General features: G+C 59.8%; 24 protein-coding genes and 1 pseudogene. 5 read left to right on the forward strand and 20 right to left on the reverse strand.

What is annotated here, in order from left to right; all coding sequences use genetic code 11:
• The first annotated feature begins 13 nt into the window (after window positions 1–13).
• The 5 genes from V5B40_RS24085 (at window position 14) to V5B40_RS24105 (ending at window position 3266) form a co-directional block, all read left to right on the forward strand.
• Window positions 14–193, forward strand: a complete 180-nt coding sequence (locus tag V5B40_RS24085; RefSeq protein ID WP_332356921.1) for a prepilin-type N-terminal cleavage/methylation domain-containing protein — start codon at window positions 14–16, stop codon at window positions 191–193.
• Window positions 194–212: 19 nt separating this feature from the next.
• Window positions 213–602: a hypothetical protein gene (locus V5B40_RS24090; RefSeq protein WP_332356922.1), complete on the forward strand. Its 390-nt coding sequence runs from the start codon at window positions 213–215 to the stop codon at window positions 600–602.
• 72 nt (window positions 603–674) lie between these two features.
• A complete protein-coding gene (locus V5B40_RS24095) occupies window positions 675–1478 on the forward strand; it encodes an ABC-2 transporter permease (protein ID WP_332356923.1) in 804 nt (267 codons plus the stop codon).
• Window positions 1450–2331 carry a hypothetical protein gene (locus V5B40_RS24100; RefSeq protein WP_332356924.1) on the forward strand — a complete coding sequence of 294 codons (882 nt, stop codon included), beginning with the start codon at window positions 1450–1452 and terminating at the stop codon, window positions 2329–2331. Before V5B40_RS24095 ends, V5B40_RS24100 begins: the two co-directional genes overlap by 29 nt.
• Window positions 2328–3266, forward strand: coding sequence for an ABC transporter ATP-binding protein (locus tag V5B40_RS24105; protein ID WP_332356925.1), 939 nt, complete (start codon window positions 2328–2330; stop codon window positions 3264–3266). Before V5B40_RS24100 ends, V5B40_RS24105 begins: the two co-directional genes overlap by 4 nt.
• A gap of 46 nt (window positions 3267–3312) precedes the next feature.
• Here V5B40_RS24105 and V5B40_RS24110 read toward each other — a convergent pair whose 3' ends face one another.
• The 20 genes and pseudogenes from V5B40_RS24110 to V5B40_RS24205 all read right to left on the reverse strand — a co-directional run.
• Complete coding sequence (locus V5B40_RS24110) at window positions 3313–4647, reverse strand: hypothetical protein (RefSeq protein ID WP_332356926.1); 1335 nt, start codon at window positions 4645–4647, stop codon at window positions 3313–3315.
• Between the two features lie 206 nt (window positions 4648–4853).
• Window positions 4854–5798, reverse strand: coding sequence for a glycosyltransferase family 2 protein (locus V5B40_RS24115; protein WP_332356927.1), 945 nt, complete (start codon window positions 5796–5798; stop codon window positions 4854–4856).
• Window positions 5799–5902: 104 nt separating this feature from the next.
• On the reverse strand, window positions 5903–7003 hold the full coding sequence (locus tag V5B40_RS24120) for an N-acetylneuraminate synthase family protein (protein WP_332356928.1): 1101 nt from the start codon (window positions 7001–7003) through the stop codon (window positions 5903–5905).
• 78 nt (window positions 7004–7081) lie between these two features.
• Window positions 7082–7405: a hypothetical protein gene (locus V5B40_RS24125; RefSeq protein WP_332356929.1), complete on the reverse strand. Its 324-nt coding sequence runs from the start codon at window positions 7403–7405 to the stop codon at window positions 7082–7084.
• A gap of 122 nt (window positions 7406–7527) precedes the next feature.
• Entirely contained in the window at window positions 7528–8712 is a 1185-nt protein-coding gene (locus V5B40_RS24130; protein WP_332356930.1) for a thiamine pyrophosphate-binding protein, read from the reverse strand.
• Window positions 8709–9266, reverse strand: a complete 558-nt coding sequence (locus V5B40_RS24135; protein ID WP_332356931.1) for a thiamine pyrophosphate-binding protein — start codon at window positions 9264–9266, stop codon at window positions 8709–8711. Before V5B40_RS24135 ends, V5B40_RS24130 begins: the two co-directional genes overlap by 4 nt.
• Before the next feature lie 82 nt (window positions 9267–9348).
• Window positions 9349–10530: an ATP-binding protein gene (locus V5B40_RS24140; protein ID WP_332356932.1), complete on the reverse strand. Its 1182-nt coding sequence runs from the start codon at window positions 10528–10530 to the stop codon at window positions 9349–9351.
• A gap of 82 nt (window positions 10531–10612) precedes the next feature.
• Entirely contained in the window at window positions 10613–11566 is a 954-nt protein-coding gene (locus tag V5B40_RS24145) for a glycosyltransferase family 2 protein (protein WP_332356933.1), read from the reverse strand.
• Window positions 11567–11640: 74 nt separating this feature from the next.
• Window positions 11641–12921, reverse strand: a complete 1281-nt coding sequence (locus V5B40_RS24150; RefSeq protein WP_332356934.1) for a glycosyltransferase WbsX family protein — start codon at window positions 12919–12921, stop codon at window positions 11641–11643.
• A gap of 28 nt (window positions 12922–12949) precedes the next feature.
• The gene (locus tag V5B40_RS24155; RefSeq protein WP_332356935.1) at window positions 12950–13684 is read right to left on the reverse strand and encodes a class I SAM-dependent methyltransferase; all 735 of its coding nucleotides are present in this window, start codon (window positions 13682–13684) and stop codon (window positions 12950–12952) included.
• Between the two features lie 129 nt (window positions 13685–13813).
• A complete protein-coding gene (locus tag V5B40_RS24160; protein WP_332356936.1) occupies window positions 13814–15637 on the reverse strand; it encodes a class I SAM-dependent methyltransferase in 1824 nt (607 codons plus the stop codon).
• Window positions 15638–16204: 567 nt separating this feature from the next.
• A complete protein-coding gene (locus V5B40_RS24165) occupies window positions 16205–17113 on the reverse strand; it encodes a hypothetical protein (protein ID WP_332356937.1) in 909 nt (302 codons plus the stop codon).
• Complete coding sequence (locus V5B40_RS24170) at window positions 17110–18360, reverse strand: ABC transporter ATP-binding protein (RefSeq protein WP_332356938.1); 1251 nt, start codon at window positions 18358–18360, stop codon at window positions 17110–17112. Before V5B40_RS24170 ends, V5B40_RS24165 begins: the two co-directional genes overlap by 4 nt.
• Window positions 18350–19159 carry an ABC transporter permease gene (locus V5B40_RS24175; protein ID WP_332356939.1) on the reverse strand — a complete coding sequence of 270 codons (810 nt, stop codon included), beginning with the start codon at window positions 19157–19159 and terminating at the stop codon, window positions 18350–18352. The genes V5B40_RS24170 and V5B40_RS24175 overlap by 11 nt, the downstream gene beginning before the upstream one ends.
• A gap of 227 nt (window positions 19160–19386) precedes the next feature.
• Window positions 19387–20427 (reverse strand): NAD-dependent epimerase/dehydratase family protein, encoded by a 1041-nt coding sequence (locus V5B40_RS24180; RefSeq protein WP_332356940.1) that lies wholly within the window; start codon window positions 20425–20427, stop codon window positions 19387–19389.
• Window positions 20428–20433: 6 nt separating this feature from the next.
• Window positions 20434–21747: a lipopolysaccharide biosynthesis protein RfbH gene (gene rfbH / locus V5B40_RS24185; protein WP_332356941.1), complete on the reverse strand. Its 1314-nt coding sequence runs from the start codon at window positions 21745–21747 to the stop codon at window positions 20434–20436.
• Window positions 21744–22847: a CDP-glucose 4,6-dehydratase gene (gene rfbG, locus V5B40_RS24190; protein WP_332356942.1), complete on the reverse strand. Its 1104-nt coding sequence runs from the start codon at window positions 22845–22847 to the stop codon at window positions 21744–21746. Before rfbG ends, rfbH begins: the two co-directional genes overlap by 4 nt.
• The gene (gene rfbF / locus V5B40_RS24195; protein ID WP_332356943.1) at window positions 22832–23602 is read right to left on the reverse strand and encodes a glucose-1-phosphate cytidylyltransferase; all 771 of its coding nucleotides are present in this window, start codon (window positions 23600–23602) and stop codon (window positions 22832–22834) included. The genes rfbG and rfbF overlap by 16 nt, the downstream gene beginning before the upstream one ends.
• Before the next feature lie 331 nt (window positions 23603–23933).
• On the reverse strand, window positions 23934–24956 hold the full coding sequence (locus tag V5B40_RS24200) for an Rpn family recombination-promoting nuclease/putative transposase (RefSeq protein WP_332356944.1): 1023 nt from the start codon (window positions 24954–24956) through the stop codon (window positions 23934–23936).
• Between the two features lie 216 nt (window positions 24957–25172).
• Window positions 25173–25665, reverse strand: a pseudogene (locus V5B40_RS24205) (DUF4351 domain-containing protein); the annotation flags it as partial.

The following is a 25665-nucleotide window of genomic DNA, read 5'->3' on the forward strand; positions in this document are numbered from 1 at the left end:
AGGAGTCAAAAACATGAAGAAGCTGCAAAAAGGCTTTACCTTGATCGAGCTGATGATCGTCGTCGCGATCATCGGTATTCTGGCCGCCATCGCCATCCCGCAGTTCTCCGAGTACACCAAGAAGAGCGAGGATAAGGCCGCCCAATCGGATGCGCGCAATTTCTTGACTGAAGCTGTAGCCCGTTCTACTTGACTAAACTAGGAGTGACCAAATGAAAAAAGAACTAATTCTGGCCTTTGGCGGCCTGGTTCTCGGCGCTGGGGCATTTGTGCCCGCACACGCGGCCGCAGTCGCAGCCTGTACCGGCACTGCTGGCCCGGCTGTTGCGGCCTTAGCGGCGGCGACCGACGGCTCCCAGTTTCTCCGCGAAACGATGCAGTTTAAGTGCTCAAGTAACGTTTTTCTAAATGCGGACGAGGATACAGCCAAGGCTTGGGTGGCTGCTGCCTCTCGAAAAGGAAGGTACTACTGGGGTGGGAATACCGATGGTGGTTCCGCTGCCAGGCTCGGGACCGCTGAGGTTTCGTCCGGCACTGATCCGACGCCGGGCGGTCAGCTTGATGCGGCGAAAGTAGCTGGAGCGGCAGCGTCGTCCACTTGATCGATTGCGACTAAGCCTGCGTAGTTGAAAAAGGCGCGCTAATTGCGCGCTTTTACTTTTTTGAGTCTTGTCATGTGGCAATTCTTTTTTTCATCGTGGCGATGTGGCTTCCGTAATCGATCCTTTCTGGCGATTCTTGCTTTGGCTGTTGCGTTGATCGGCGTGGCATATTTGTCAGCTGCATTTTCACCTCGGCAGCCTTTGACTGTGTCGCTTGACGTCGGTCTCTCCGGCCTGAGAATTAGCTTGGTTCTTTTCGCAATTATGCTGGTTCAGGACCTGGTTGGCCGGGACATTGACCAGCGCTCGGTAGTCCTAACTTTGAGTTATCCGACGAACCGCTCAGCATATCTGATCGGGCGATATCTCGGCGTCCTGGCCCTGACCGCCGTGGCTGCTTCGATTCTGGGGATGCTGCTATGGATTGCGGTCATGATGTCCGGACTGCACTATGAACAGCAGTTCCCCGTCGAACTGGGCGCGCCCTTTTGGCTGACGGTATTAGGCGTGTGGGTTGATGTGGCTGTGGTCGCTGCTTTCACTCTGTGGATTGCGACGCTATCGACGGTGACGATGCTGCCGCTGGCACTCGGCGCCGTGTTTGCCATCGGCGGCCGAGCGCTGGGGGCTGTTTTCGACTATGTGTCAAAAGGCGCAGACGGGCAGGTCGATATTGCCGCGCGCTACGGTCCCTTACTGGATATTACCCGGTGGCTGTTGCCGGATCTTTCGCGGCTCGATTGGCGGGCATGGCCAATGTACGGGCTGGTTCCAGATATCCAGACAACGGCGATGGCGTTGTCAATGGCCTTTGCTTACGCAATACTCATGATAGGGCTGGCCATCCATGCCTTTTCTCAGCGTGAATTTTCTTGACATGATGCGCGTTCGTGTTCATTCCGGGTTGCCGCTGGTGCTACTCGGCGTTGTGGTCTACGCGCTGGTGCTTCCAGCGCTCTACGCGCGTCCGCGACAGCCCGTTTCGCCGGAAATGGAGGTGGCCATGCCGCGCTTCGTGCAGGTTTTGACGGCTGCAGGCGATCGCTTTCTCGCGGCTAATCTGGCCACGTTTCGTGCGCTGGTGGTTTCCACGGAAACCATGAGCGCAGAGAACTACCGCATTCTTGGCATTGTCGAGTCCGACGCCGCCTGGCTCAATCCCGCGCAGGAAGACAACTACTACATCGCCGCAGGCATTCTGCCTTGGGTTGGCGAAGTGGCTGCCACTCAGTACATCCTGCGGCAGGCGACAGACGCTCGTCTCTTCGATAGCCGGCCGCCATTCTTCTACGCTTTTAACGAACTACACTTCCTGAAGAACCCCGTTGAAGGGGCCAAGTGGCTGTTGACTGCCGCTCGACACACCGAGGACCAGATGGAGCAGATCCAACTGCAACAGATGGCTGCACTATGGGTGAGCAAGGGAGAGGACGTGGAGTTCGCGATTCGGCTTCATCGGGCGATGGCCAAGGAAACGCGGCATAAAGCTTTCGCACTGTTCCTCGATAAGCGAGCCGTGAGGCTCGAGAATTTGCTACTGCTTGATCGTGCGATCATTAGTTATACAGAGCTCACCGGCCAATTGCCAACCCGCCTCGAGCAACTCGTCGACAAGTCAATTCTGCCCGCTATTCCGTCTGACCCATTTTCCATCCCGTATTTCATTGACAGCAAAGGCAAGGCGCAGCCTGTTCAAGGGAGCGCGGTCGCGTCGGGGAGGGCGCCATGAGCCAAGGCATTTCAGTCCAGGCAATTCGCAAAGCCTATGCGCAAGGTTGGCGGAAGCCTTTCCGGGAAGCGTTGAAGGGGATCTCGCTGAGCATCGCGTCAGGTGAAACCTTCGGTTTCATCGGCCCCAATGGCGCAGGCAAGAGCACGCTGATAAAGATCCTGGTTGGTGCACTAAGGCCGACGGCTGGCAGTGCCAGCCTTTTCGGGCGAGATGTACGCGAGCCGGAGGCACGCCGCGGGTTGGGCTTCGTTCCCGAGAACCCCAGCCTGCAGGATTTTCTGAGTCCTTACGAGGTCCTCTTGATGGGCTTGCGCTTGCACGGGCTCCATCTTGCCAACGAACGGAAACATTGCATGCAGTGGTTGGAGCGCTTCGATCTGGAAGCGGTTGCCGACAACCGCTTGCGAGGCTTTTCCAAAGGCATGCTGCAGCGAACCGCTCTGGCGCACGCCCTGGTCATTCAACCGCGGCTGTTGATCCTGGATGAGCCGCTTTCTGGGCTCGATCCCGCGGGCAGGAAGGATGTGGTCGACATACTCGACGAGTACAGTCGGCAGGGCGGCACGCTTTTCTTCTCCTCACATGTGCTGCACGATGTCGAGCGTATCGCGGATCGCTTCGGAGTAATCCGCCAGGGTGAAGTGGTGACCGTGCAAACGCCCGGGGAGTTGCTCCACGGGGAGCAACGTGTGACCGTGCGATCAGCAGGGAGTGTTCCTGTGCTCGGATTCGTTCCGGAAACCAATGGGCGGTGGCGTGCCGAGGTTCGCCGTGACCAGTTATGGCAAGCGCTCGACGCACTCCGCGTGGCGCAGCATACGGTTCTCGAGATTCGTGCCGGCCTGACGCTTGAGGAGGCGTTCTTCCGCTATCTGGAATCCACGCCCAAGCCCGCTGCCGGTGACCGGCCAGCTGTGGCGCAGCCAAACTAGGCGCGCCAGATTTTCATTCGAGGCAAGCGGGACCGATCGCCTGCAATCACTGTGGTTTTCGGGAGGGAGTTCTCAAGAAATGCTGCAGTGGAGTGGAGCCCAGCCTTCCTACGTAGTGCGTCGCAGGCTGGCCGCCTTGCCGGTCCGCCAGAGTCCGCTGGTAGTCCGGCGGAGATCGATTGAACGTGGCGGCGCGCCAGAGTTCGTTGAAGGCCGTGTGAGCGCCAACGGCGAGAAAGAGGCAGGCCATCCACAGGCTTGACCGCGAAGAGAGGCGGCCTTTCTCAAGCAGGGCTGCTAGGCATGCGGCCAGCATGATAAGGAGCGCCGGGGCACTCAGCCGCAGGCCGAAATCGTTCGAGGGGCCGAAACGGATCAGTGGTAGTCCTAGTAGGACGAGCACTGCAACCCAGAATTCCGCTCGTGCATGCCGAAGATGCGGCGCGAGTACCAGTGCCAGAAACAGGAACTCGCAGCTGACGAAGAGCAAATAGGCCCTTAGCGACAGCGGCTGCCAGGCCACGTTAGCCATGGGCGGAGATGCCACCGTTACTAGGGCCGACGCGATCTGCCCCGCGTCGATCAGTAGAAAGAGAACGACTGGCAGAGAAAAAGCAGCTGCTGCAACGATCGTATTCCAGGGCACGCTCGGCCAGCCAAACCTCTGCAGGTAGTTGGCGGTACCGATCATGGCAAACGGAAGCAGACCGATGGCAGCGAAAGGAGTCCAGATCAGCGTCAACGGCAGGGCTGCGGTAGCGACAGGCAGAAGTTCGCTGCCCTTACGATGGCGGAAATAGAGCAGAGTGGCGATCCAGATGGGCAGGCAGTGATTTGGCGCCCACAGCAGTTGTCCGGTAAGAGAGGAGTAACTGAGGGGCACCCACCACTCAAGGCGCAAAGGGAAAATCGGCATTGATCCTGTCGTGATCACCTGCCCGAGAAAGTCCATACCCCCGAAGGAAACGACCAGCAGCAGCCCCAGCGCGAGTCGCCAGCCGGCTCTTCTGGGCAGCGGCAGCATCAGCAGGAAGATCAGCACGCCGAGAGTGGTCCAGGCGTAGACCGCGAGATCCATATGAGCAAGGCCGAAGATTTTGCCAAACAGCGCAGGCGGAAGAAAGTAGCCGATTGCCGAGCGCAGGATCAGTGGTGCGCCGTCGGCCGACAGGTAGTGCACTGGCCACTCTGCGTTTACCAGGTCACCGAGAACGGCGTCGCGAATTTTCCAGTCGGCATTGGCGTACATGAAGTGGCTGCCGCCGCCGAAAGCGGCCCAGGCGCAACTGGTCACGATGAGCAGTACCACCGCCGACCAGGCGTGTTGCGAGCGCCACACGGCGGGCCACGGGCGGAACACCCGGGCGATGAAATAGATCATCGCGCTGCACAGCAGCAGGGCGATTGGCAGGCGAAACCAGCCAAACAAGAAAATCAGGTTCGGGAAGGCCAGATAGGCCAGAGCGAGGGCGGTCAGGCCGTCGACGCCGGCAGGCGCGCCGACCAGGGCATCCGCCTGTTTGCGCTGCGTTTGCCGAGCACTTGGCGCTAGCGCTGCGTCGTTCGCCGTGCCGATTTCAAGCGGCGTCATTCATCACCGGGCGAAAAATTGACGCGCTCCTTCTCCACCACCAGGGGTCGCTTCAGGACCTGCGTGTGGATCGCCGCAATGTATTCGCCGAGGATGCCGATGAAGAAGAGTTGCACCGAAGCAAAGAAGAAGAAGCCGATGACAACTGGCGCGATGCCGACCGAGAACTGTTCCCAGCTGACCAGTTTGTAGATCAGGTAGGCGATTGCCACCAGCAGGCTGAGCGCCGAAAGTGCGAATCCGGCCATCGTGGCCAGGCGGATCGGCACTTTCGAATGACTGGTGATGCCGAGGATTGCCATGTCGTACAGCGTGTAGAAGTTGTTCTTGCTGATCCCGCGGCTTCGCCGTGGCTGCACGAACGGGACTTCTGCGTGTTCAAAGCCGATGTCGGCGATCAGCCCGCGGAAATACGGGTAGGGGTCGTCCATCTGGCGAATGATCTCGACGACCTCCCGGTCATACAGGCCGAAGCCGGTGAAGTTGGGGATCAGTCGGGTATCCGAAATGCGCCCGATGGTGGCGTAGAAAAAGCGGCGAACGAAGGTCATCGCGGTGGTGTGGGCGCTGCTCGGCTTCACCCCGGCGACGACGCGATAACCCTGCTCCCAGCGGGCGATGAATTCCGGAATCAGTTCGGGCGGTTCCTGCAGGTCCGAGGCCATGGCGATGACCGCATCGCCGCGCGCCTGCAGCAGCGCGTGGATCGGCGACCGGATGTGCCCGAAGTTGCGGGTGTTGACGATCAGCTTGACGCGCTTGTCGCCTGCGGCGATGGCCTTGATGCGGGCGACGGTGGCGTCGGTCGACGCGTTGTCGATAAAGATGTGCTCGTAGTCGTAAGCGGGGAGGCGCTCGAACTGCTCGCGGATGCGCGCGTAGAGCGCGTCGACGTTGTCCTCTTCGTTGAAGCAGCCGGTGACGACGCTGATCAGCTTCATGGCGTCAGATGCGTCGTGACAAAAGCGTGCGGGATCGCGGCGCGCGAGTCGATCCGCGTGCCGTTGAGCGCGAAGCTGATGGCGCAAAACATGAGGCTATCCGATCACAGGCCGCGTCGATAAATGAGTGCCTTGAGTTGCTCGTTCTCGGCGTAAGGGCTGTCGATCATGTCGATCATGATCGGGCCGTCAGCGGCGACGTCACAGAGCAGCAACTCGCCGCGCATCAGCTCGCGGCAGGAAATCTGGCCTTTTTGCAGCGGGATGGCCAGGTAGATGTCGGCGTCGCAGAGCGCGTGCCCCTTGCCGAGGTCGTGGCGAGCGTAGACGCCGCGCACCAGCGCATCGAGATACTGATTTTCCCGGCTCGGCGAGATGCGCTTCTGGGTGCCCGGTGCGCCGCACATTTCTGCGGCCTTTTTGTGCGCCTTGAACCACTGGTCAATCTGATGTGGCAGGCTGCAATACTCCGCGACCGGCAGGCCGTCAGCGGCGATGTCGATGTGTCGTTCAAATGTGCGCGCGCCTTTGGCGTAGGCGATGGCGATCGATGTCTGCCAGTCGCGCTGTTCGTGCGTCGAGAAACCGATGACATTGTGCGGATAGCGTCGGCGCAGGAAATCGATCTGGTTGAGCTCGATTTCGTGGTCTTCGGACGGGTAGAGCGAGACGCAGTGGTTGATGGCCAGCGGAATGCCGCGTCGATTGAAAAACTTCACCAGGTCGTCGATATCCTTCAGGGACGACCCGCCGGTGGAGACGATGACCGGCTTTTTGGTGGTCGCAATCTTCTCGATCAGGATCCAGTCGTTGATGTCCGAACTGGCGATCTTGATGAGCTCGACGCCAAGCTCGACGCAAAGCTCCACCGAGACCTCGTCGAACGGCGTGGCCATGGTGATGCAGCCCGCTTGTCGGATGGCGTTGATCAGCGTCGCGTATTCGAGCTTCGAGAGCCGGGTGTCAAGGGTGCGCTTGATGTAGCGGATGTCTGCGCGCTCACGAAAGTCGCGATGAATGAAAGCATCAACGTCGCGAAACTGCAGCTTGATCGCCGCCTTGACATTGTTGAAGCGCACGATCCGCGAGAAGTCCCGGACGATCCGCAGTCCGCGCTCCATACGTCCCTGGTGATTGTTCGCCAGTTCGAGGACGAACAGATGTTCAAAAATCTCTGCGCCGGGCGACGTTTGCGAATGGTTCATGGGCTTGGCGGTTTGGTGGTCTAGCCACCAGGGTGGCACAGGTGGATGTCGGAGTGCTGATCTTGAGTCAGGTGAATTCTATACGGATTGAACCCGCAGCGTCGCGCCTGGCCGTCTGACCGCCGGCTTTGCGGACGGATCATTGACGAGATGTCGTCCGACATCGTCTCCCTCGCCAAGCGGATCGTCGTTCGTGGTCGTTTTCCGGGCGAGCGCAAAGATCTGCCCGGTACTGTTGATGCCTGAAGCGTCGATGACGAAGCCGCTATTGCACAGCAGGGCTTGGACCGATTCGGTGGTGAAGTAGTTGAGATGCTCGCGCATGGCGACGAAGCCCAGCGGCGGGAGCCGCCCGAGCTTGATGCGGCTGGCCGTGCACAGCACATCGGCGGCAATCAGCAACGGCCGATTGCGCAGCAGCAGACGCAGGCAGGCAGCGCGCAGTTTTCTGGAACCAGGCGCTGGCCGCCAAGCCTCTGCCGGAACTTCGACGTACAGCAGACTGCCAACAGTAGTCGACGATTTCAGGCAGGCGGGTCGGCATCGTTCGGCGGCCACAGGTTGCGCGCGAGTTCCTCTCTGTCGAGGAAGGGGTACATGTCCTCCAATGGCGCCGAGACGATGCGGCCGTCGTCGAGCTGGCGCGAACTCGTGCGGGGTTCGAATGACTGCTTCTCGTCAAGCATCACCTGACACAGCTGCGGACCAGGGGCGTCGAGAATGTCCTGAAGGCGTTCGGCGAAGTCGGCAGCATCGAGGCGCGACGCCGGAATGCCGAAGGCCTTGGCAATGGCGACGAAATCGGGCAGCGCTACGCCGGACTCGGGACCGGCGCCAGCCAGGCGGCCGAAGAAGTTGCTTTGCGAGCTGCGGATCGACAGGTAGCCGCAGTTGTCGAGCACGAAGATCTTCAGTGGCAGCCGGTGCTGGGCAACGGTCTGCAACTCCTGAATGTTCATCATGATGCTGCCGTCTCCGGCCAGGCAAACGACGCGCCGCTGCTGATTACGGCCAGCGAGCGCACCGAAATACGCACCAATCGCAGCGGGCAGGTCGTAGCCCATCGACGCACTGCCCGAGTTCGAAAACATGCGCATGCCGCGCTTGATCGCTGCCGCCTGAAAGGGAACGATGGTCGCCGTGGCGTTGCCGCAGGCGACGATGTCGTCGCTTGCTAGTTGCTCGAAGAGTGTTTCGATGAAGTGGTAGGGGTTGATCGTAGCGCCGGCCGTTACGCGCTGTTCGGGGCGCACGTTCGGATAGTCGAGCAGGCGCTGTTTGCACCACGCCAGCCAGGCCTGGTGAGTCGCGGTTGGACGCCAGTCGTCCAAGGTCTTCGCGAACGCCGTGAGAAAGTGTTTGAGATCGGCAACAATTGGCAGATCGGGCTTCACGGTGGGCTTGTTCAGCTCGGCCTGGTCGATATCGACCTGAATCTTGAATGCCTGCGGCGCGAAGGCCTGCCAGTTGTAACTGACCTGCCGGACGTTGAGCCGACTCCCGAGAATCAGCAAGAGATCCGCGTTCTGGACGGTGAAGTTGCCGGCGCGCGTACCTATCGTTCCGGGCCGACCACAGAACAGCGGGTCGTCCGAAGCGATCAAGTCGTGCGTCCAGGCGGTGGTGACCGGAATTCCGAGGCGCTGAATTACGGCATCGAACTCGGCAGTGGCGTGGGCCGCGCGCACGCCACTGCCGGCGAGAATCACCGGTCGGTGGGCGCTCGCAGGCGCTCGACAATGCGCGCGATGTCCGGCATGGATGTCGTGTCGCCCGTTGCGCACGCAGGCACGAAGCGGCGAAGTTCCCGTGGGTCGACGGTCGCGCTTTGCACGTCGATGGGGATGTCCAGCCACACCGGCCCGGGTCGACCGGAAGTCGCCAACAGCACGGCCTGGTCGAGATGCCAGGCGATGTCCTCGGGTCGTTCGACAAGGGCCGCATACTTGGTAATGCCGCGGACCATGGGAACGATCTCGCACTCCTGGTCGCCCAGTTGCCGCAGCCCGGCAACCGGTGTCGTCGCCAGGCAGGTGGCGCGCTTGACCTGGCCCGAGATGACGATCATCGGCACCGAGTCGGTCCAGGCGCCGAAAACGCCGTTCAGGGCATTGATGCCGCCGGGGCCGGTGGTGACGTTCAGGATCGGCGGCCGCTCGGCGATGCGCGCGTAGGCTTCGGCAGCCATGGCGGCGGCCTGCTCGTGATGGAAGAACACTGGCGCGATGTCGGGGTGATGACACAGGGCGTCGTTGAGGAACATGGCGCCGCCGCCGGTGACCAGGAAGACGTGGCGATGGCCATGTTGGCGGCGAGGCGGCTGGCGAGGTAGCTGGCGACGGTGATCATTGCGAAGGCTGCGGCGGCGAGCCGTCCGCGAGCGCGAGGTCACGCCAGCCGATGACTCGTACCCCGCTGCGCTCATAGGAATCGCTACCGCCATAAATGAGCCATGGTGGTAGCGCTTCGCTGCCGGCAAAGCGTCCCGAAGCCTGGCCGGCGTGCAGGTAATCGCGGGTGAGCGTCTGCCCGGACTTGATCTCTACTGGCTGAATGTGCGTACCGACTTCAAAAACCAGGTCGGCTTCGAGCCCGTTGTTGTCGCGCCAGAAGTACAGGTCGGCAGGCAGGCCAAGGTTGAAGCGGCCCTTGACGAACTCGCCAACGACCCAGGTTTCGAACAAGGCGCCACGACTCGGATGCAGGGCCAGCACTTCTGGCGAGCGAATGCCGAGTAGCCAGCAGGCAAGCCCGCTGTCAAGGAAATACACCTTGGGCATCTTGACGAGCCTCTTCCCGAAGTTGCGGTGGTAGGGAGGCAGCAGGAAGATCAGGTCGCTCGATTCGAGGACCGAAAGCCAGGCACGTGCCGTGCTGTGCGAAATCCCGGCCTCGCCCGCCAGCGCACTCAGATTCAGCAATTGCCCGCTGCGGCCCGCGCACAAACGCAGGAAGCGCTGAAACGTGCCCATGTCCTGCACGTTGAGTACCTGGCGTACGTCGCGCTCTATATAGGTGGCGACGTAGCTGGAGAACCAGTCCGTTGCCATGCTCGGTTGAGTGTGGAGAAGGGGGTAGCCGCCCAGCAGCAGCATCGCGTCCACGCTCAGCTGGCGCGAAGTGGCCGGCATTTCCGCAAATGCGAGCGGCAGTAGCCGTGTCAGTCCAACGCGACCGGCCAGGGACTGGGTCACGCCAGCGAGAAGCCCGAACTGTTGCGAACCGGTGAGCACGAAGCGGCCCGGCGTGCGCTCGGCATCGACCATCCCCTGCAGGTGGGAAAACAGATCCGGCCAGCGCTGCGCCTCGTCAAACACTGCGCCCTGTGCGAAGCGGGCGAGAAAGCCGCGCGGGTCGTCCATGGCAAAAGCGCGCTCGATCGGATCTTCCAGCGATACATAAGCCTTGTCGGCGAAAACTGCGCGCGCCAGCGTCGTCTTGCCCGATTGCCGTGGCCCGGTGATGGCGATGACGGGGAAGCTTTGGCAAAGGCGATGCAGGGTTGCGGCGAGCGTGCGAGGGATCATGCAGGGTTTATACAGAATGAAGATCTAATCGTCAATTTGTATGAATTTGGCGTGCTGCTCACGGGTGTCAAGAACAAGAGAATCAGTCTTGGCCGGCCTGTCGGGTGGATTGACAGTCGTCGGAGGGCGCGAACTCGCCGCGCGAGCCAAACCGCACGGCACGGCGGATGAGAGTCAGGCGGCGTCTCGTGGTGCCAATGTCGGCGGAGCGAAACAGCGCAAGGTAGGCGATGCCCAGCCAGAATCCGACAGCGTTGAGCCAGTAGAGAGGGCGGTTGGTGATTCGCGAGCGATAAAAGATGAAAGCGTTGCGCAGGTCGAGATAGATGCGCTCTTCTTCGGTGTGCGGTGAGAAGGTCGGATGCACCCGCTCGTTAGGGGCGTGCCACGAGGTCTCTATGTCGTCAATCACCGCATCGGCGCAGAGATGAATCGTCATGCCGCGGTGTACCAGGCGGTCGGTGAAGTCGAAGTCGTCGTAATAACAGAAGTAACGCGGATCGGGCCGTTCGGACAGTTGCAGGGCTTCGCGACGGAGGAACAGGCCGCCATAGGCAGCTACGTCAATTCGCGGGCAGGCATTCTCCGGCACACGGTCGACATCGCACCCCGCTTCGCCCGCACCAAGCTGCCGTCGTAGCAAGTGCCGTTCGTTGGCGAAATGGAACCAGCCGTAGCTGTTTGGCCGACCGACAGGTACCACGCCTTCGCGGACGACGACACGTTGCCAAGGCTGCGACGGTCGGAAGGCCTGCAGCGCCAACAGGGATCCGCCGCCAAGTTTGGCGTGCGCCTGGAACAGCCGGTCCACGCAGGTCGGCTCGGGTAGGTTATCGTCATCGAGCAGCAGGAAATGGGTCGCGTCGAGCAGTAGCGCTGCCTCTATGCCGGCAAGGTAGCCGCCGGCGCTGCCGAGGTTAATGGGCAGGAGCACGGGCACGACCGTCGACCGGAGGCTGATATGTTCTGGTGCATGATTGCCGTTGAAGACCACGACAATGGATGTGACCCGCGCATCTTCCAGGCGTTGGATCACCTGATTGAGAAGAGTGTAGCGCTGACCGTAAGTGACTATCACGGCACAAAGGCGTGGCGACATCGCTTGCCTGCCTATCGGCGCAGGAGGCGTCGGATAGCCCGCCTGGCGCGTGGCATCCGGTCAAGCAGTAGATGCACGCTCCGTTTGTAGCGGTACAGGTGGTGCTTGACCAGGATCGCCAGGTCCAGAAGGAAGGACGGGTGTTTGCTGGCATTGTCATCAGGCATGGTCACGTCAAGGAAACTCGTCAGACGCGACTGGCCGGAAATCGCACGTCGAGTGGCCTCGAGAAATCCCAGGGCATGCTTTCTGTCCGGTTCCAGGTGGCAGCCTTCTGCCCACTCGTTCCAAGCGTTGATAAACACTAGGCGCTTCTCTCCCGGAAAATCGCCGGTCGTGCGGCGGATTGCCTCGCTCAACCAGTACTCATAGTTCTTGGGTGTGCCGTTCAGGACGATCAGCGCGCGATTTTCGGTACGGGCCGTGTTGTCCCACGAGGGAAAAACACAGCGAAAAACGTTGGCGGATTGATAGTTCTTGTTCAGATAGGCATCGGCAATCTCGTGGAAGAGGAATGTGTGCCCCTGGAATGGCTTGTAGAAAGCCACTCCATCATCGTGGCTTCCGACGGTGAGGTTGTGGGGCGGGAATTCTACGCCGCTATCGAATCCAAACTGCGCATAATCTGTGTTGCCATGTGTCAGCGCAGCACAAAGATGGATTTCTCCGATGCCGATGGCGTGGCAATAGTCACGCCAGATGCGCACGGTTGTTTTGGCATCTCGCAGATGCTGAGGTCGGTAGACGATCAGGATCGGGGCTCCGTCGATTCGTAGGTAGCGTGAATCCATTAGAAAGGGGCTCAGATCCCGGATGAAATTCAGGTCGTCCTCAGGCAAGTAGCGTTGCGCGATGAGAATCTCGTGTTCGGCTGCATCCCAGCGCCGTGTCCAGTTTTCATTTGCCCAGCAAAGGCAGAACGGCATGTGACTGTCTGAATCCGCGAGCATTTCATCTACCGGACGATTCAACAGTCGCTTTCCTGAAAACCAATAGTAGTGGTAACAAAAACCCCCAATGCCATATTTGCGTGCCAGCGCTATCTGCTGGTGCCGCGTTTCCTTCAGGCGCAAATCATAGTAGCCCAGGTCGGACGGTAGGTGCGGCTGGTAATGGCCGGCAAAAAGGGCAGTTGCCTTGGTGACGTTGGTCCACTCGGTGAAGCCCTTGCCCCACCATGCATCGTTTTCCGGGATCGGGTGAAACTGTGGCAGGAAGAAAGCAATTACCCGGATACTGTGCGCCGTGTCGCTACGCTCCGCGGAAATACCGCCTTGGTCAGAGATGTGCATAATAGAAAATATGGCGACCGGTGCTTGTCTATGACGAAGGTTTGTTGATTGCAGTCAAACGCGTAAGGTCCAGACCTGAGTCGATACCATCTGCTGCGACGACCTTGACCACTACCTGATAGATATTGCCATAGGGATTACGCGCAAGAATGGTTCGCAGATCGTCAGAAAGCATGTTCCACTGTGCGGCAAGTTCGGTCCGCTCTGGAGTACGAATAACGAAGCGCGCCTCGACGATCTTGAGATTGGCATCTTGGAACAAGCGCTGAATATTCTTAATCCCAAAGAAACGGATGTGGGTGCGGTCGAGCAGACCAAAGTCACGATACTCGAAATCCGCATTGAGTAGGCACGCGACAATCGCGTTGTGGCCGACGTGGGGCAGCGAGACGATCAGTTCTCCATCCCGCGCCAACAGGCTTCTTGCCGCGGCAAGGGCCTGCCACGGATCAACGAGATGTTCCAGAACGTCAGCGATGACAATTGACTCGAATGGTCCGTCGTCGGATAGTGCGTCACGCCAGTCCGCCGTGTTTAGATCAATCTTGATGACACGTTTGCAGAATTCTCCGAGTTTTTCGATCGCGCTATCGTCCAGTTCTATCGCCGTCACCTCGCACTGATTCTGCCGGCTGAGCAAGCGAGTAATGGATCCCGGCCCTGCGCCGATTTCCAGGACTTTGCGTCCTGTGCCGACCATCCGCACAACATTGGCGGCCGCTGTGTCGCTGCTCATTTCCACCGCGTACTCGTAGCGGTGCACAGACCCGTTTCTCAGAAACATCCGCAGTTGGAAAGCTAGGGCATGAATTTTTGTGAATAGTCTATTCATAGTCTTTTTTCAAGATATTTTTTTCGGGGCTCTGAGAATAGCAACGCTGGCATCTTCCATTCAGTGCCTCATGAACACGCGGGCGAGAAAGCGCAATGGTTTTGTAATGTGCCAGGACATCGAGTTTTCGATGCAAGATAAGGCTTTTTTGTATGATCTGTTTTCTGCCAACAGATCTTCGATCTCAGAGATTCTTTCGACTGCTGGCAAGCGAGGTACGCAATTTTCCAGTGCCGTTAGGAAGGTCGGTTTAGGCGCTCGGCCATCATGGCAGGCGTCCTGGAAGATGTTTTCCAGAACCGATATCTCTTCGTACAAGGAAGCCGATACTGTGGTGCCCATCAACGCGAGTAGTTCGGAAATTACTGCGCTGCAGGTCCTTTGGCCGAAGTCATGAGGGAACTTGCATTGATATAGAGTGTTGACCAGACCTCGCAATATGACCCAGGCCATAGGGATTGGCTCACGTAACTGCCACTCCTTATCAATCATTATCAACTCGCCGGTTTCGGCGGAAATCAGGTTTGCAGGAATGCAGTCAATAAAAGACCCGGGCACCTGCTGATTTGCGAGTCCGAACGTGGTCGGGGGCGGGCCCTGGAAAAGAAGGCCTAGCCATTGACGACCGAGCTCGGCCATTTCGACAAGCTTGCTTTCCCGTGCCAGTCGTTGGAGTTTGTGGAGTAGCAGGTCTCCTGCAATGTACGCTTCGTCAGGCGACGGTTGATGCAGCAAGGTGAACGGGCCGATCCGAACCTCTTCCTCCTCGTCCGCTTTCCTAGGGGAGAGCTTGCTAACGCGCAGGCCCGAGGGTTCTAGGCGGATGGTCGTCTCAGTTACCCAGGTGGGTCTCCTAGACATCGAATATATTTTTGCCAGCCAAGGCGTTGTCAGTTGTGGGGGCGCAGACGAACTTTCGGCTTCGGCAATAACGAGAAAGGAATTCGCAAGATCGCCGAGCAGACCATTGCGTGCAAGGGGGCGCCACGCAAGGTGTTCATCAAAGATGCGCAAGCGGCGGCCAGAGTAGTCCCGGTCTTGGCTCCGGGCAAGCAGGTTATGCAGGGCAAGGTCCGGAACGGCGCTGGCATCTTCTGCAATCAGGATCTCCGGAAGCTTGTAATCCGGAAACGGCAGCAGGAACCGCGTCGCAGAAAATCCTGCTTTGTTCAGCAGGCGCTGCAGTTCCGCGCGCCCGAAGGTGACAGGCGTGGCGGCACCGTACTGATCCTGAAGACCGAAAAATAGCTCGCCGACGTGGTCCTCGGTGCAGCCGTTGAAGTATTTAAGCCCAAGCTGATTTTCGATGGCCAGCAGGAGGGTTCCACCAGGGGCCAGGAATCGACGCGCGATGGCAAGACATTGCAGGGCGGGATTCTCACCGCCGATGAAAATAGGGGCGTATTCCAGGACACCAATCAGGGTGACGATGTCGAACTGCATGCACGGCTTGAACAATTGGATGCTGTCCGCCACGATGTGTACGTTCGGAAGATCTCGGCAGCGCGCTGCGGTGATGCTTGCACGTACAAGGCTGCCCTCGACAGCGGTGACCGTGGCGCCGGATTCTCCCAGGTAGCGGGTGAGGGCTCCGCACCCACAACCCAATTCCAGGACGTGTTTGTCCTTGTCGATACAAAAAGGGCGCAGCAGGTTTGCCCTGGTCGCGCTGAAGTGATACTCTGTCGGCCAATCGCAAATATGCCGTGCGAGTTCCTTGGAGCCAACGCTAAGGTCCGAACAGGAGCGAACAATATCGAGAATTGCCGACTCCGCTGCTAGGCCGTCGGAGTAGCGTATGCCGGCAAAGTTTTTGCGGCGCCACACCCCGTGATCGGGGTCTTTGAAATAGGCGGCATCCATAACCGAGCGGCGCAGGGTCACTTGGCGCTTGGTTGGTGGTGGAACGTACCTTGCCGCGGCACGTCCACGACCCAGGCCGCTCAGCCTGTACAAGCGTGTGCGCTGTCCAATAGCCGTGCTGCTTTTGGCACGGGACTAGCAACGTGTCTGTACGTACGATGTCCTGCCGGGCGTAGGCGCTCCAGTCAATCATGCCTAGCGAACCCAACATCCGCGAACAATTGGCTTGAATCACGTCAGCGGCCGCGCGCGTAACGCTGGTGTCTCTGCCGCTCACATCGGTGTCTCGCGGTCTGCCGGCAGTCCAACGCTCGGCATCTAGGTCGTACGCGCGATCACTACTCTCATCGACCGTGATCGCCTGGAGAACGTCAGATACATCGGATGGGGCTAGTAGCGAGGTTGCACTGGCGCGCTGGGGGGTACGGTGTCGCGGTGCTCGCACCTCGCCCCGTGATCTGACTGTTCGCACGCTATCTGCCAGGCGATAGCGTCGAGAGAACAAGTGCTGCTTGCACAGCGACGCGACGTTTGCTGAAGTGTGTGAAGGTAGATTCTTAATAAAAACCATGTCCGTTCGCCTTGTGATTACTCGATGATGTGCATCAGACGCAGCTCGCCGGCTTCCTCGGCAATCTGTACGCAGCGCGAGCAATCGTCGATTTCTCCCAAAAAAAGACGGTCATCCGGGACGTCCATGAAGTAGGGAACTCCTTTGACCAGATGCGAGTGGTCAACATAGTGCCCACGTTCCCATTCGTCCAGGGAAGAAAAGGAAATGAGTCGGTTGCGGGTACCGCGATAGAAATAGTTGGTCAGAAAAAATCTTTCCCGATACCTGATGATCTCATTCGGAACCATCCTGGTCGGATGCTGCTTTTGCTGTTTGCGGTCCAGCGAGCCGATGGTCGCGCCGGGCTCTCTGGAGCCATAGCTGGCCAGTGTTTCCAGAGTGCGCGCATCTAGCAAGAACACTCGCCCACCTCCTGAATCGCAAACGTAGAGCGTGCTCCCAATCAGCTTGAAGCTGCGGCAATAAGCTGCGGCAATATGCGTTTCACGAATGAGCGGGTAGCCGGGCTCGAGCGCCAGTGAAAGTACCCTGGCACCGCATTGCTGGCTGTCGGTAACCAGTAGCGTTTGGTTGTGAATCAGCAGGTCGTGCGGACGATTAAAGCGCACGGAGGTGTCCAGGGCGTTAGCATGGCTGAGCTCTGGAGAAAGGCAAACGATACGGTGATTGTCGGTGTCGGCAACGAAGTAGCTCGCTCCGGAGTATACGATACGGTGGGGATGGTGGAAACCTGCGAGCACCCGCCATTCTCCTACGTTGGAATTGGTGCTCGAATTCACGAGAATACGATTGTTCCAGCAGTCGACGATCACGTAGAGCCCGTTGACGTACCCGTACTGGGTCGGCGTGTGAAGCCGGGACGCTCGCCGTCGCAGCACCGGGAAGTCCAGGAGCCCGCTTCTTAACCGGTTGACCCAAGTCATGCGCGGGACAGACTGATTTCAGAGAAGGGGTCGAGCAGTCCGAGATTGCTTCGTTGGGAAACGATCTCGAGTGCGAAAAGGTCGTGGGCGCGGTGGTAGGCAATCATCTGGTTGTCTTCGAAACCGGTACAGTTGAGAGACAGCCAGTAGTGTCCTGCGCGCAGTGGCAGCTTCTGGACGAAGCCGACATCGACGCTCTCTCCGGCGGAGTAGAGGCCGGTTTCGATGGCGTGGAAGAAACTGTTGGTACCAGCGATCTCCATACTGTACTCGTCACGGATCGTGAACCCAAATACCGGATGAGCGACAGCAGAGTGGAAGCGCACCCTGTATGCAATAGTGAACGGCGAGTTGGCGTGCAGTGTCAAGGTTTCTCGCTGCTTCTCGTCAGTGATGCTGGCCCTGACGATTTCGCCTTTTCGATTGCCGAACTCGAAGCAATCGGGGTTCTGAGCATGTGGCGATGCGATCCGTGTCGGTCTGTCAGAGGGCAGCAATCGCGATTCCAGGGAGTTGAAAGTTATTGCTCGATAAGCGTCGATGGAGACCCTGGCGGCATCGTCGATCAACATTCTGCCCTTGTCGAGAAGGATGGCGCGTGGGCAGAGGCGCAGGACTTGTTCGACGGAATGGGTGACGAAAAGGACAGTGCAGCCATTTTCGCGCATCTCCCTGATACGGCGAAAGCACTTGATCTGGAAGGCTGCGTCGCCAACGGCCAAGGCTTCATCCACCACCAGGATGTCGGGCGACGTGGCGATGGCAACGGAAAATGCCAAACGGACAAACATTCCACTCGAGTAATGCTTTACTGGCTGATCCAGGAAGTCGCCAATGGCCGCGAAGGCCTCGATGGCGCCAAGGCGCATACGCATTTCTTCGTGGGAAAAGCCGAGAATGGCCCCCTGAAGAAAGACGTTCTCTCGCCCGGTGAACTCGGGCTGGAAACCCGAACCGAGTTCCAACAGCGCCGAAATGCGTCCGCGGGTTACGACGCTGCCATTGGTCGGTTTCAGGATGCCGCAGATAATCTGCAACAGTGTGCTCTTGCCGGATCCGTTACGGCCGATGATGCCAACGGTTTCGCCTCTATCGATCTTGAAGTCTATATCCTTCAGCGCTGTGAACTCATGCCCGCGGAAGAGTCGCCGGCCGCTGATCCTGGCGCAGAGTCCACGCAATGGGTTGGCGTAGCTGTAGTACGTCTTTTCGACCTGATGTACCTCGATCAGCGATTCACAGGACATCGGCAAATTCTTCCTGGCAGTACATGAAGAAGCGATATCCCAGAACACAGAACAGTCCACCGAGTGCCAGTGTCACCCACCAGGTGCTCCATGCAGGGGCCAAGCCGTAGAGCACGGCACGTCGTAGATCCTCAATGGCAATTGCAAACGGGTTTACTTGGTTGAGGGCATGGAGAAGCTGCGGAGCGCTGTTGGCTGGGTAGAAAACGGGCAGTGCGAACATCAACATCTGCATCAGGATCGGCATGCCGTGCGCTAGGTCGCGAACGTAGGCACCGGTGGCCGTGAGGAACCATCCAATACCCAGCATGAACAAGCCGGCGGGGAGCAGGAGTATTGGCGTCAGTAGTGCACTGAGGTGGGCATGGCCGGCGGCAAGTGCCGCCAGTTGCAAGAGTAGAAGATTTGCTGCTCCGTGAATTGCAGCAGCTAAAACCGCAACGATTGGAAGAACTTCGGTCGGAAAGATTATCTTCTTGATAAAGTTCTGATTGGCCAGCAGAAGTTTCGGGGTGGCGATCGCAACTTCCGAAAGTGGGCTGAAGATGGTCAGGCCGCAGTAGATGAACAATGCCATTTCGAGGCCACCGCTCGTCGGCTTGCCGCCGGCGCCCCAACGTCCGCCGAAGACACCGCCAAAGACCAGCGTAAACACGCCGAGGAGCAGAAGAGGATAGAGGAACGACCAGCCGATACCGAGTACCGCGCCACGATACTTGAGAATGACCTCACGGCGTACAAGTTGTCCTATGAGGTAGCGGTAAGCGACGAGCGAGCTGAGGAGGTTGTGCTTGGTCATGCGGACGGAGTGCCTCTAGCTCTTCAGCTGTGGTTGCCAGATGGCGATCGGCGCACGATGTGCGCTTGCCTCGGCCCGTGTGAACCCAAGCCGAGCAGCGTCGTCTTTGATTCCTGCCCACATTGTAAGCGCCACGGCCTGCGGCTGCGACTCGCATCGTGCAGAGGAGTCCCATGGGAAATGGCACGCCGCTTTGGGCGTATGCTGCGCGTAGCATCGTAGCGGGGTCATTCCCTTTCTTCTTTGAGCCATATGAGCGTGCGCCGCAGGGTTTGGTTGAGGTCGATCGTCGTTTCCAGGCCTAGTTCATGCCGTGCTCGCTCGGTTTGCGGTACATAGTCCTGTGCCGATCGATCGCTCAGTTCGCGGCGGATCACTACGGGGCAATTACCGCCGGAGAGGGCGGCGATCCGAGACGCCAGGTCGAAAATCGAGACTTCTTCGTCCGAGCCGACGTTGTACGGACGGCTGCTTTGCCCGTCGCACAGGATCGTGAGTAGCCAGATGACCAGATCGGCCGGGTGCATGTAGCTTCGCCGTGGCGTGCCATCTCCGTTGATAATGATTGGCCGTCCAGCGATTGAATCGCGCAGGAAATTCCCTGCAGCGAAATGGGCATCCAGTGGCAGGTGTGGACCAACAAAGCTGAAGCAGCGAGCGATCTTGATGCTGACGCCGCGCTGCTCGCCGGTAATGGCGCACAGTAGTTCAGCCATTCGCTTGCCTTCAGCGTAAGCACTGTCGGACGAATTGATGTCGGGGCCGCCCGCAAAGGATTCGGGGATTCTCGATAGCTGCTCAGGCTGGCGGCCGTAAACGGCACCGGAACTGGTCAGTAGCACGCTCGTTACAGCGCTTGACTGCGCAAATTCGAGTACCCTCTTGGTGCCGTTGACGATCGCGTCAAGCATGATGTCTGGTCGCGATGCATTGAGGGCGGCGCTGCTTTCCGTGGCCGCATGAATGATGTGATCGCAACGGGCTTGCGGGAAAGCGAAGTTCCGAACGTCGCCGCGGTGCCAATGTAGCGCTGGCTGGTTTGCCAGATGTGGTGCTTGCTGTACAAAGGCCGCTGGGTCACGACTGAGCACGGTAGTCGAAATACGGCTGCGGAGGCGTTCGTTGGCGGCGCGCACGGCTTCGAGCAACCAGATGCCGAAGAAACCGGTTCCACCGGTGATGAACAGGTGTTGCCCACGCAATTCGCGCCAGAGCCGCTCGGAACGTTCCAGGATGTGCGTGATGTCGGCAATAGGAACCGGGCGCAACACGTTTCAGAAGTCCGCACCAAAAAACTCTTCAATTCGCTGTGCCGTGCACTCGAGCATCTCCTCGCTAAGCCCCGGCCACAACCCGATCCAGAACGTGTCGTTCATCACCCGATCTGTGTTGTCTAGCGATCCGGCAACGCGGAAGCTGCGTCCGGCCATGTACGGCTGGCGCGTCACGTTGCCGGCAAAGAGCAGGCGTGTGCCGATGCGCTGTTCGTCCAGGTACCTGAGCAGGTCGACGCGGTCGCAGGCGGCTTCCGGCTTGAGTGTCAGTGGAAAACCGAACCACGAGGGATCGCTGCCCGGCGTTGCTTCCGGCAGGAGCAGAAAATCGGCAAGGGGCGCCAGTCGCTGCGTCAGCCAAGCGAAATTCCTTTTCCGTGCGGCGATGAATCCGGGCAGACGGTCGAATTGCGCCAGCGCGCAGGCTGCCTGCACGTCGGTGATTTTCAGGTTGTAACCGAGCTGCGAGTAGGTGTATTTGTGGTCGTAGCCGAAGGGCAGGTCGCCGTGCTGCTGCTCGAAGCGTTTGCCGCAGGTGTTGTCGCAGCCGGTTGCGCAATAGCAGTCGCGGCCCCAGTCACGCAGCGATTCGAGGATCCGCTTCAGCTGCGGGTTGCGCGTGAAGACGGCGCCGCCTTCGCCCATGGTGATGTGGTGCGCGGGGTAGAAGCTGAGCGTGCCGACGTCGCCGAAGCTGCCGACCGGGCGACCGTCGTAGGTCGAGCCGAGCGCGTCGCAGCAATCTTCGATCAGCCACAGCCCGTGTTTCTTGGCGATGCGGGAGACTTCAGCCAGGTCGAAGGGGTTGCCGAGTGTGTGCGCGAGCACGATCGCTCGCGTCAGGCTGGAGATCGCGGCTTCGATCTGCGCAGTGTCGATGTTGTACGTGGGTAGCGCGATATCGACGAAAACGGGAACGCAGCCATTCTGCAGGATCGGATTGATCGTCGTTGGAAAGCCAGCGGCGACGGTGATCACTTCGTCGCCTGCTTTAATGGCGCGCTCGCCCAGGCTCGGCGACGTCAGCGCGCTGAAGGCCAGCAGGTTGGCCGACGAGCCCGAATTGGTGGTGAGCAGGTGTTCGACGTTCAGGAACTTCCCCAGCCGTTGCTCGAACTCGGCGTTGAAGCGGCCGCTGGTCAGCCAGCCGTCGAGCACGGCATCGACCATGTTTCGTAGCTCGCCGGCGCCGATCACCTTGCCGGCCGCCGGGATGGCGGTGCTGCCGGGCTGGAAAGCCGCCGTCGCGCACGTCTCCTGCGCATGGCGTTCGACCAGGTCGAGAATCTCGTTTCTCAGTGGCGTGTTGGTCATGTGACGACGGTGCTCTCTGCAGCCTGGCAATAACTGTTGATCTGTTGCTTGGAAACGGCGGCCATGTCTTCACCGCGGGAATGCGCGCGGTGCCAGTCAACAGTCATGCGCAGTGCGCGGTCGAGTGACCAGCGCGGCCGCCAGCGCAGCGCCGAGATTGCTTTCGACGCGTCGAGACGAAGGCCGTGCGCTTCGTGCGGATGAGTGCTGGGATCGCCGCTCCATGCGGCACCGTCACCCCATATATCGATCAGTTTCTCGAGGACCTGCGCAACGCTGTGGGTGTTGCCACCGGACGGACCGAAGTTCCACGCCCCGGCGGCGCCGGGTCCCTGCTCGTACAGTTGCACGGCGAGCAGCAGATAGCCGGCCAGCGGGTCTAGGGCGTGTTGCCACGGGCGGATCGCCGCCGGATGACGCACCTGCAGTGGGCGCTGCTCGGCGAAGGCGCGCATGGCATCGGGAATCAGGCGGTTCGCCGACCAGTCGCCACCCCCAATGGCGTTACCCGCCCGCGCCGTGGCTACCGCCGTACCGTGGCGCGCGTAATCGGCCGGGTTAAAGAAGGACGAGCGATACGCGGCGCTGACCAATTCGGCGCAGGCCTTGCTGCTGCTGTAGGGGTCGACGCCGCCGAGCGCGTCGCCTTCCCGGTAGCAATGCGACGATTCAGCGTTCTCGTAGCACTTGTCACTGGTGACGACGACGACTGCCCGTACTCCCGGGCTGTGCCGGACGGCGTCGAGAAGATTGACGGTGCCCATCACATTGGTCGCGTAGGTGTCGACGGGCTGTGCGTACGAGGGAAGGATTTCGGCTTGCGCAGCGAGATGGAAGACTACTTCCGGCTGGTGTGTGGTCAGCGCTGAGCGCAGCCGGTCCGCATCCCTGACATCGGCGAGAATTGACACCATCTGTTGCTCGACACGCGCGAGCTCGAAGAGGTTGGGTTGCGTCGCCGGCGGCAGCGCATAACCGATCACCCTGGCGCCCATCTTCTGCAACCACAGGCACAGCCAGCTACCCTTGAAGCCGGTATGTCCGGTCAGCAGAACTCGCCGGCCCTGCCAGAACTCGGCCTGAATCACCAGTTTTTCCACGGCGCAGTGCCCCCGGCCCAGAGCTCTTCGAGGTGCTTCTTGTCGCGCAGGGTGTCCATTCCCTGCCAGAAGCCGTCATGCCGCCAGGCGGCAAGCTGGCCGCTCTGCGCCAGGTGGCCGATCGGTCCAGCTTCCCAGCTGCACGCATCGCCGTCGATCAGTTCCAGTACGCTGGGGTCGAGAACGAAGAAGCCGCCATTGATTCGTCCGCCATCGCCTGCCGGTTTCTCGCAGAAGGCGGTGACACGATCAGCCGCCAGTTCGAGGGCGCCAAAACGTCCCGGCGGCGTGACGGCGGTGACCGTCGCGCACACGCCGCGCTGACGATGGAAGGCGATCGTGGCGCTGATGTCTACGTTCGCGACGCCGTCACCGTAGGTGAAGCAGAACGGTTCGTGCTGGTCGAGATGTGCGCGCACGCGGCGCAGTCGTCCCCCGGTCTGCGTTGCATCACCGGTGTCGACCAGCGTCACTCGCCAGGGCTCGGCGTGTCGCTCGTGAACTTCCATCGCGTTGGTCGCCATGTCGAAGGTCACGTCCGAGGTGTGTAGGAAGTAGTTGGCGAAGTACTCCTTGATCATGTAGCCCTTGTACCCCAGGCAGATGACGAAGTCGTTGATGCCGTGGCCGGCATAGATCTTCATGATGTGCCAGAGGATCGGTTTGCCACCGATTTCGAGCATGGGTTTTGGTCGCACGATTGTTTCTTCGGCCAATCGCGAACCCGTCCCGCCGGCAAGGATGACCGCCTTCATGGCTGGTTTGAGCGCCTCGGAAGCGCCGTAGGCGCAGCGCCAGGGGCGCTGATTGGTGTCATAAGTGGGGTCTGCACTCTATTCAACAGGCTGCGGAGAGTAGCGCGATCCCCGGCAGGATGCCAATTGATTTGGCCTGTGCCTGCCGGGATCCGAAGCGATATGGCATTGGCCGCGCGTTCGGGCCGTCGACGGCGCCGGTGGCTTTTTCGACGTCCTCCATGAACTTCGACAGTCACGTCCCTTGCAGGACGACTTCGTTTCGCCGCCTTCGACCAGATCACCTGCCGCTGCTGTGTGGTCATCTGCGGACTTGACGTCCAGAGGCTTATCAGTTCTGTGTCGGGGTGAACACGGAGGCGATGTCCGGCGCGGTAATGGCGGCATCGAACCAGGTTTCGATCTGTTCGAGTTTGGCTGCGGCAATCCGCTCGACAATGTCCATCGGGATCGCGCCAAAGCGCCGGGAAAGCAGGTGTTGCAGGGCGCGAGCCTCGCCTTCGAGCTTGCCTTCCAGTTTGCCTTCGAGCTTTCCTTCGAGCTTTCCCTCGAGTTTCCCTTCGATCTTGCCAATCTGCAGGCCTTCGGCCACCGCCTTGGCTTTCCATTGATCAATATTCGTTTCCAGCATTTCGGTTCCTTTCAGCATGTCATCGAGTTCCGGCAGTGGCAGTCCGGGCATTTTACGACTGAGACGGTACTGCATCCACTGCATCACCGCGCGGTCTATGGTCTGCTTGAATGGCGATTGGGCGACGGCCTGGCCAAGATAGCGGATCGCCCGTTTGGCGTCGTCCGTGTCGTGAGTGTGCTCCATCCGGAATATTGCCGCCATGACCCGTTGCAAGCCTTCCAGATACTCCGCACTGAAGCGGCCTTCATCCAGCAACCAGAATTTCAGTTTTGGCTGAAACTCGGTCAGCACCGCCGGGTGCGGCTGGATCAGGTCGAAGATCTCGGGGCTGTGCTTCCAGCGCGTGTCGCCGTTGTAGATCACGATCGGCAGGACCGGCGGCAGGCCGTCTCCCGGATCGATGGTCTTGCTGCGCACCAGATGGTCGTAGAGCGCCGCCACGTACTGCATCATCCGCACCGGCATGCCCTTGTCGATCGACGCCTGGAACTCGAGCAGCAGGTACAGGTAGATGCGTTGGCCTTTTAGTTCGATCGACCAGACGACGTCGTCTTCGCGCTTTTTCATCGCCGGGGTGATGAAGTTGCCGGCCTCCGGGCGGAGGGTGCCGTAGTCCAGCAGTTCGCTTAGGCCGGGAGGGGCAAATACCTCCAGCAGCTCGCGCACCAGGTCGGCGTGCGAGAACAGGTATTTGTAGCCCGCGTCGTGAAGGTGAACCATGGCGTCGATTGTAGCGCCTGAGCAAGGGCGAGCAAAGGGAAGGCGTGCCTTGCAAACCTACTTCCCCTCCGCTGTGGTCGGCGGCAAGCTGCCGCAGTTGCAGGCGAGTGCGGTGTCGCCAGGTGGGTCGAAGGCGGCTTCGGCTGCGGTCACTCGCCTGCAACCGGATCGCCTGCCGCTGTGTAGTCCAGTGCGGACTCGACGTCCAGAGGCTTATCAGTTCCGTGTCGGGGTGAACACGGAGGCGATGTCCGGCGCGGTAATGGCGGCATCGAACCAGGTTTCGATCTGTTCGATGTCCGCCGCGGCTATTCGCTCGACAATATCCATCGGGATCGCGCCAAAGCGCCGGGAAAGCAGGTGTTGCAGGGCGCGAGCCTCGCCTTCGAGCTTCCCTTCGAGTTTACCTTCGAGCTTGCCTTCGAGCTTGCCTTCGAGCTTTCCAATCTGCAGGCCTTCGGCCACCGCCTTGGCTTTCCATTGATCAATATTCGTTTCCAGCATTTCGGTTCCTTTCAGCATGTCATCGAGTTCCGGCAGTGGCAGCCCGGGCATCTTGCGACTGAGGCGGTACTGCATCCACTGCATCACCGCGCGGTCTATCGTCTGCTTGAATGGCGATTGGGCGACGGCCTGGCCAAGATAGCGGATCGCCCGTTTGGCGTCGTCCGTGTCGTGAGTGTGCTCCATCCGGAATATCAGACCTCCC

Origin of the sequence: Candidatus Accumulibacter meliphilus, assembly GCF_036625345.1 — a bacterium.
GTDB classification, from domain to species: Bacteria; Pseudomonadota; Gammaproteobacteria; order Burkholderiales; family Rhodocyclaceae; genus Accumulibacter; species Accumulibacter meliphilus.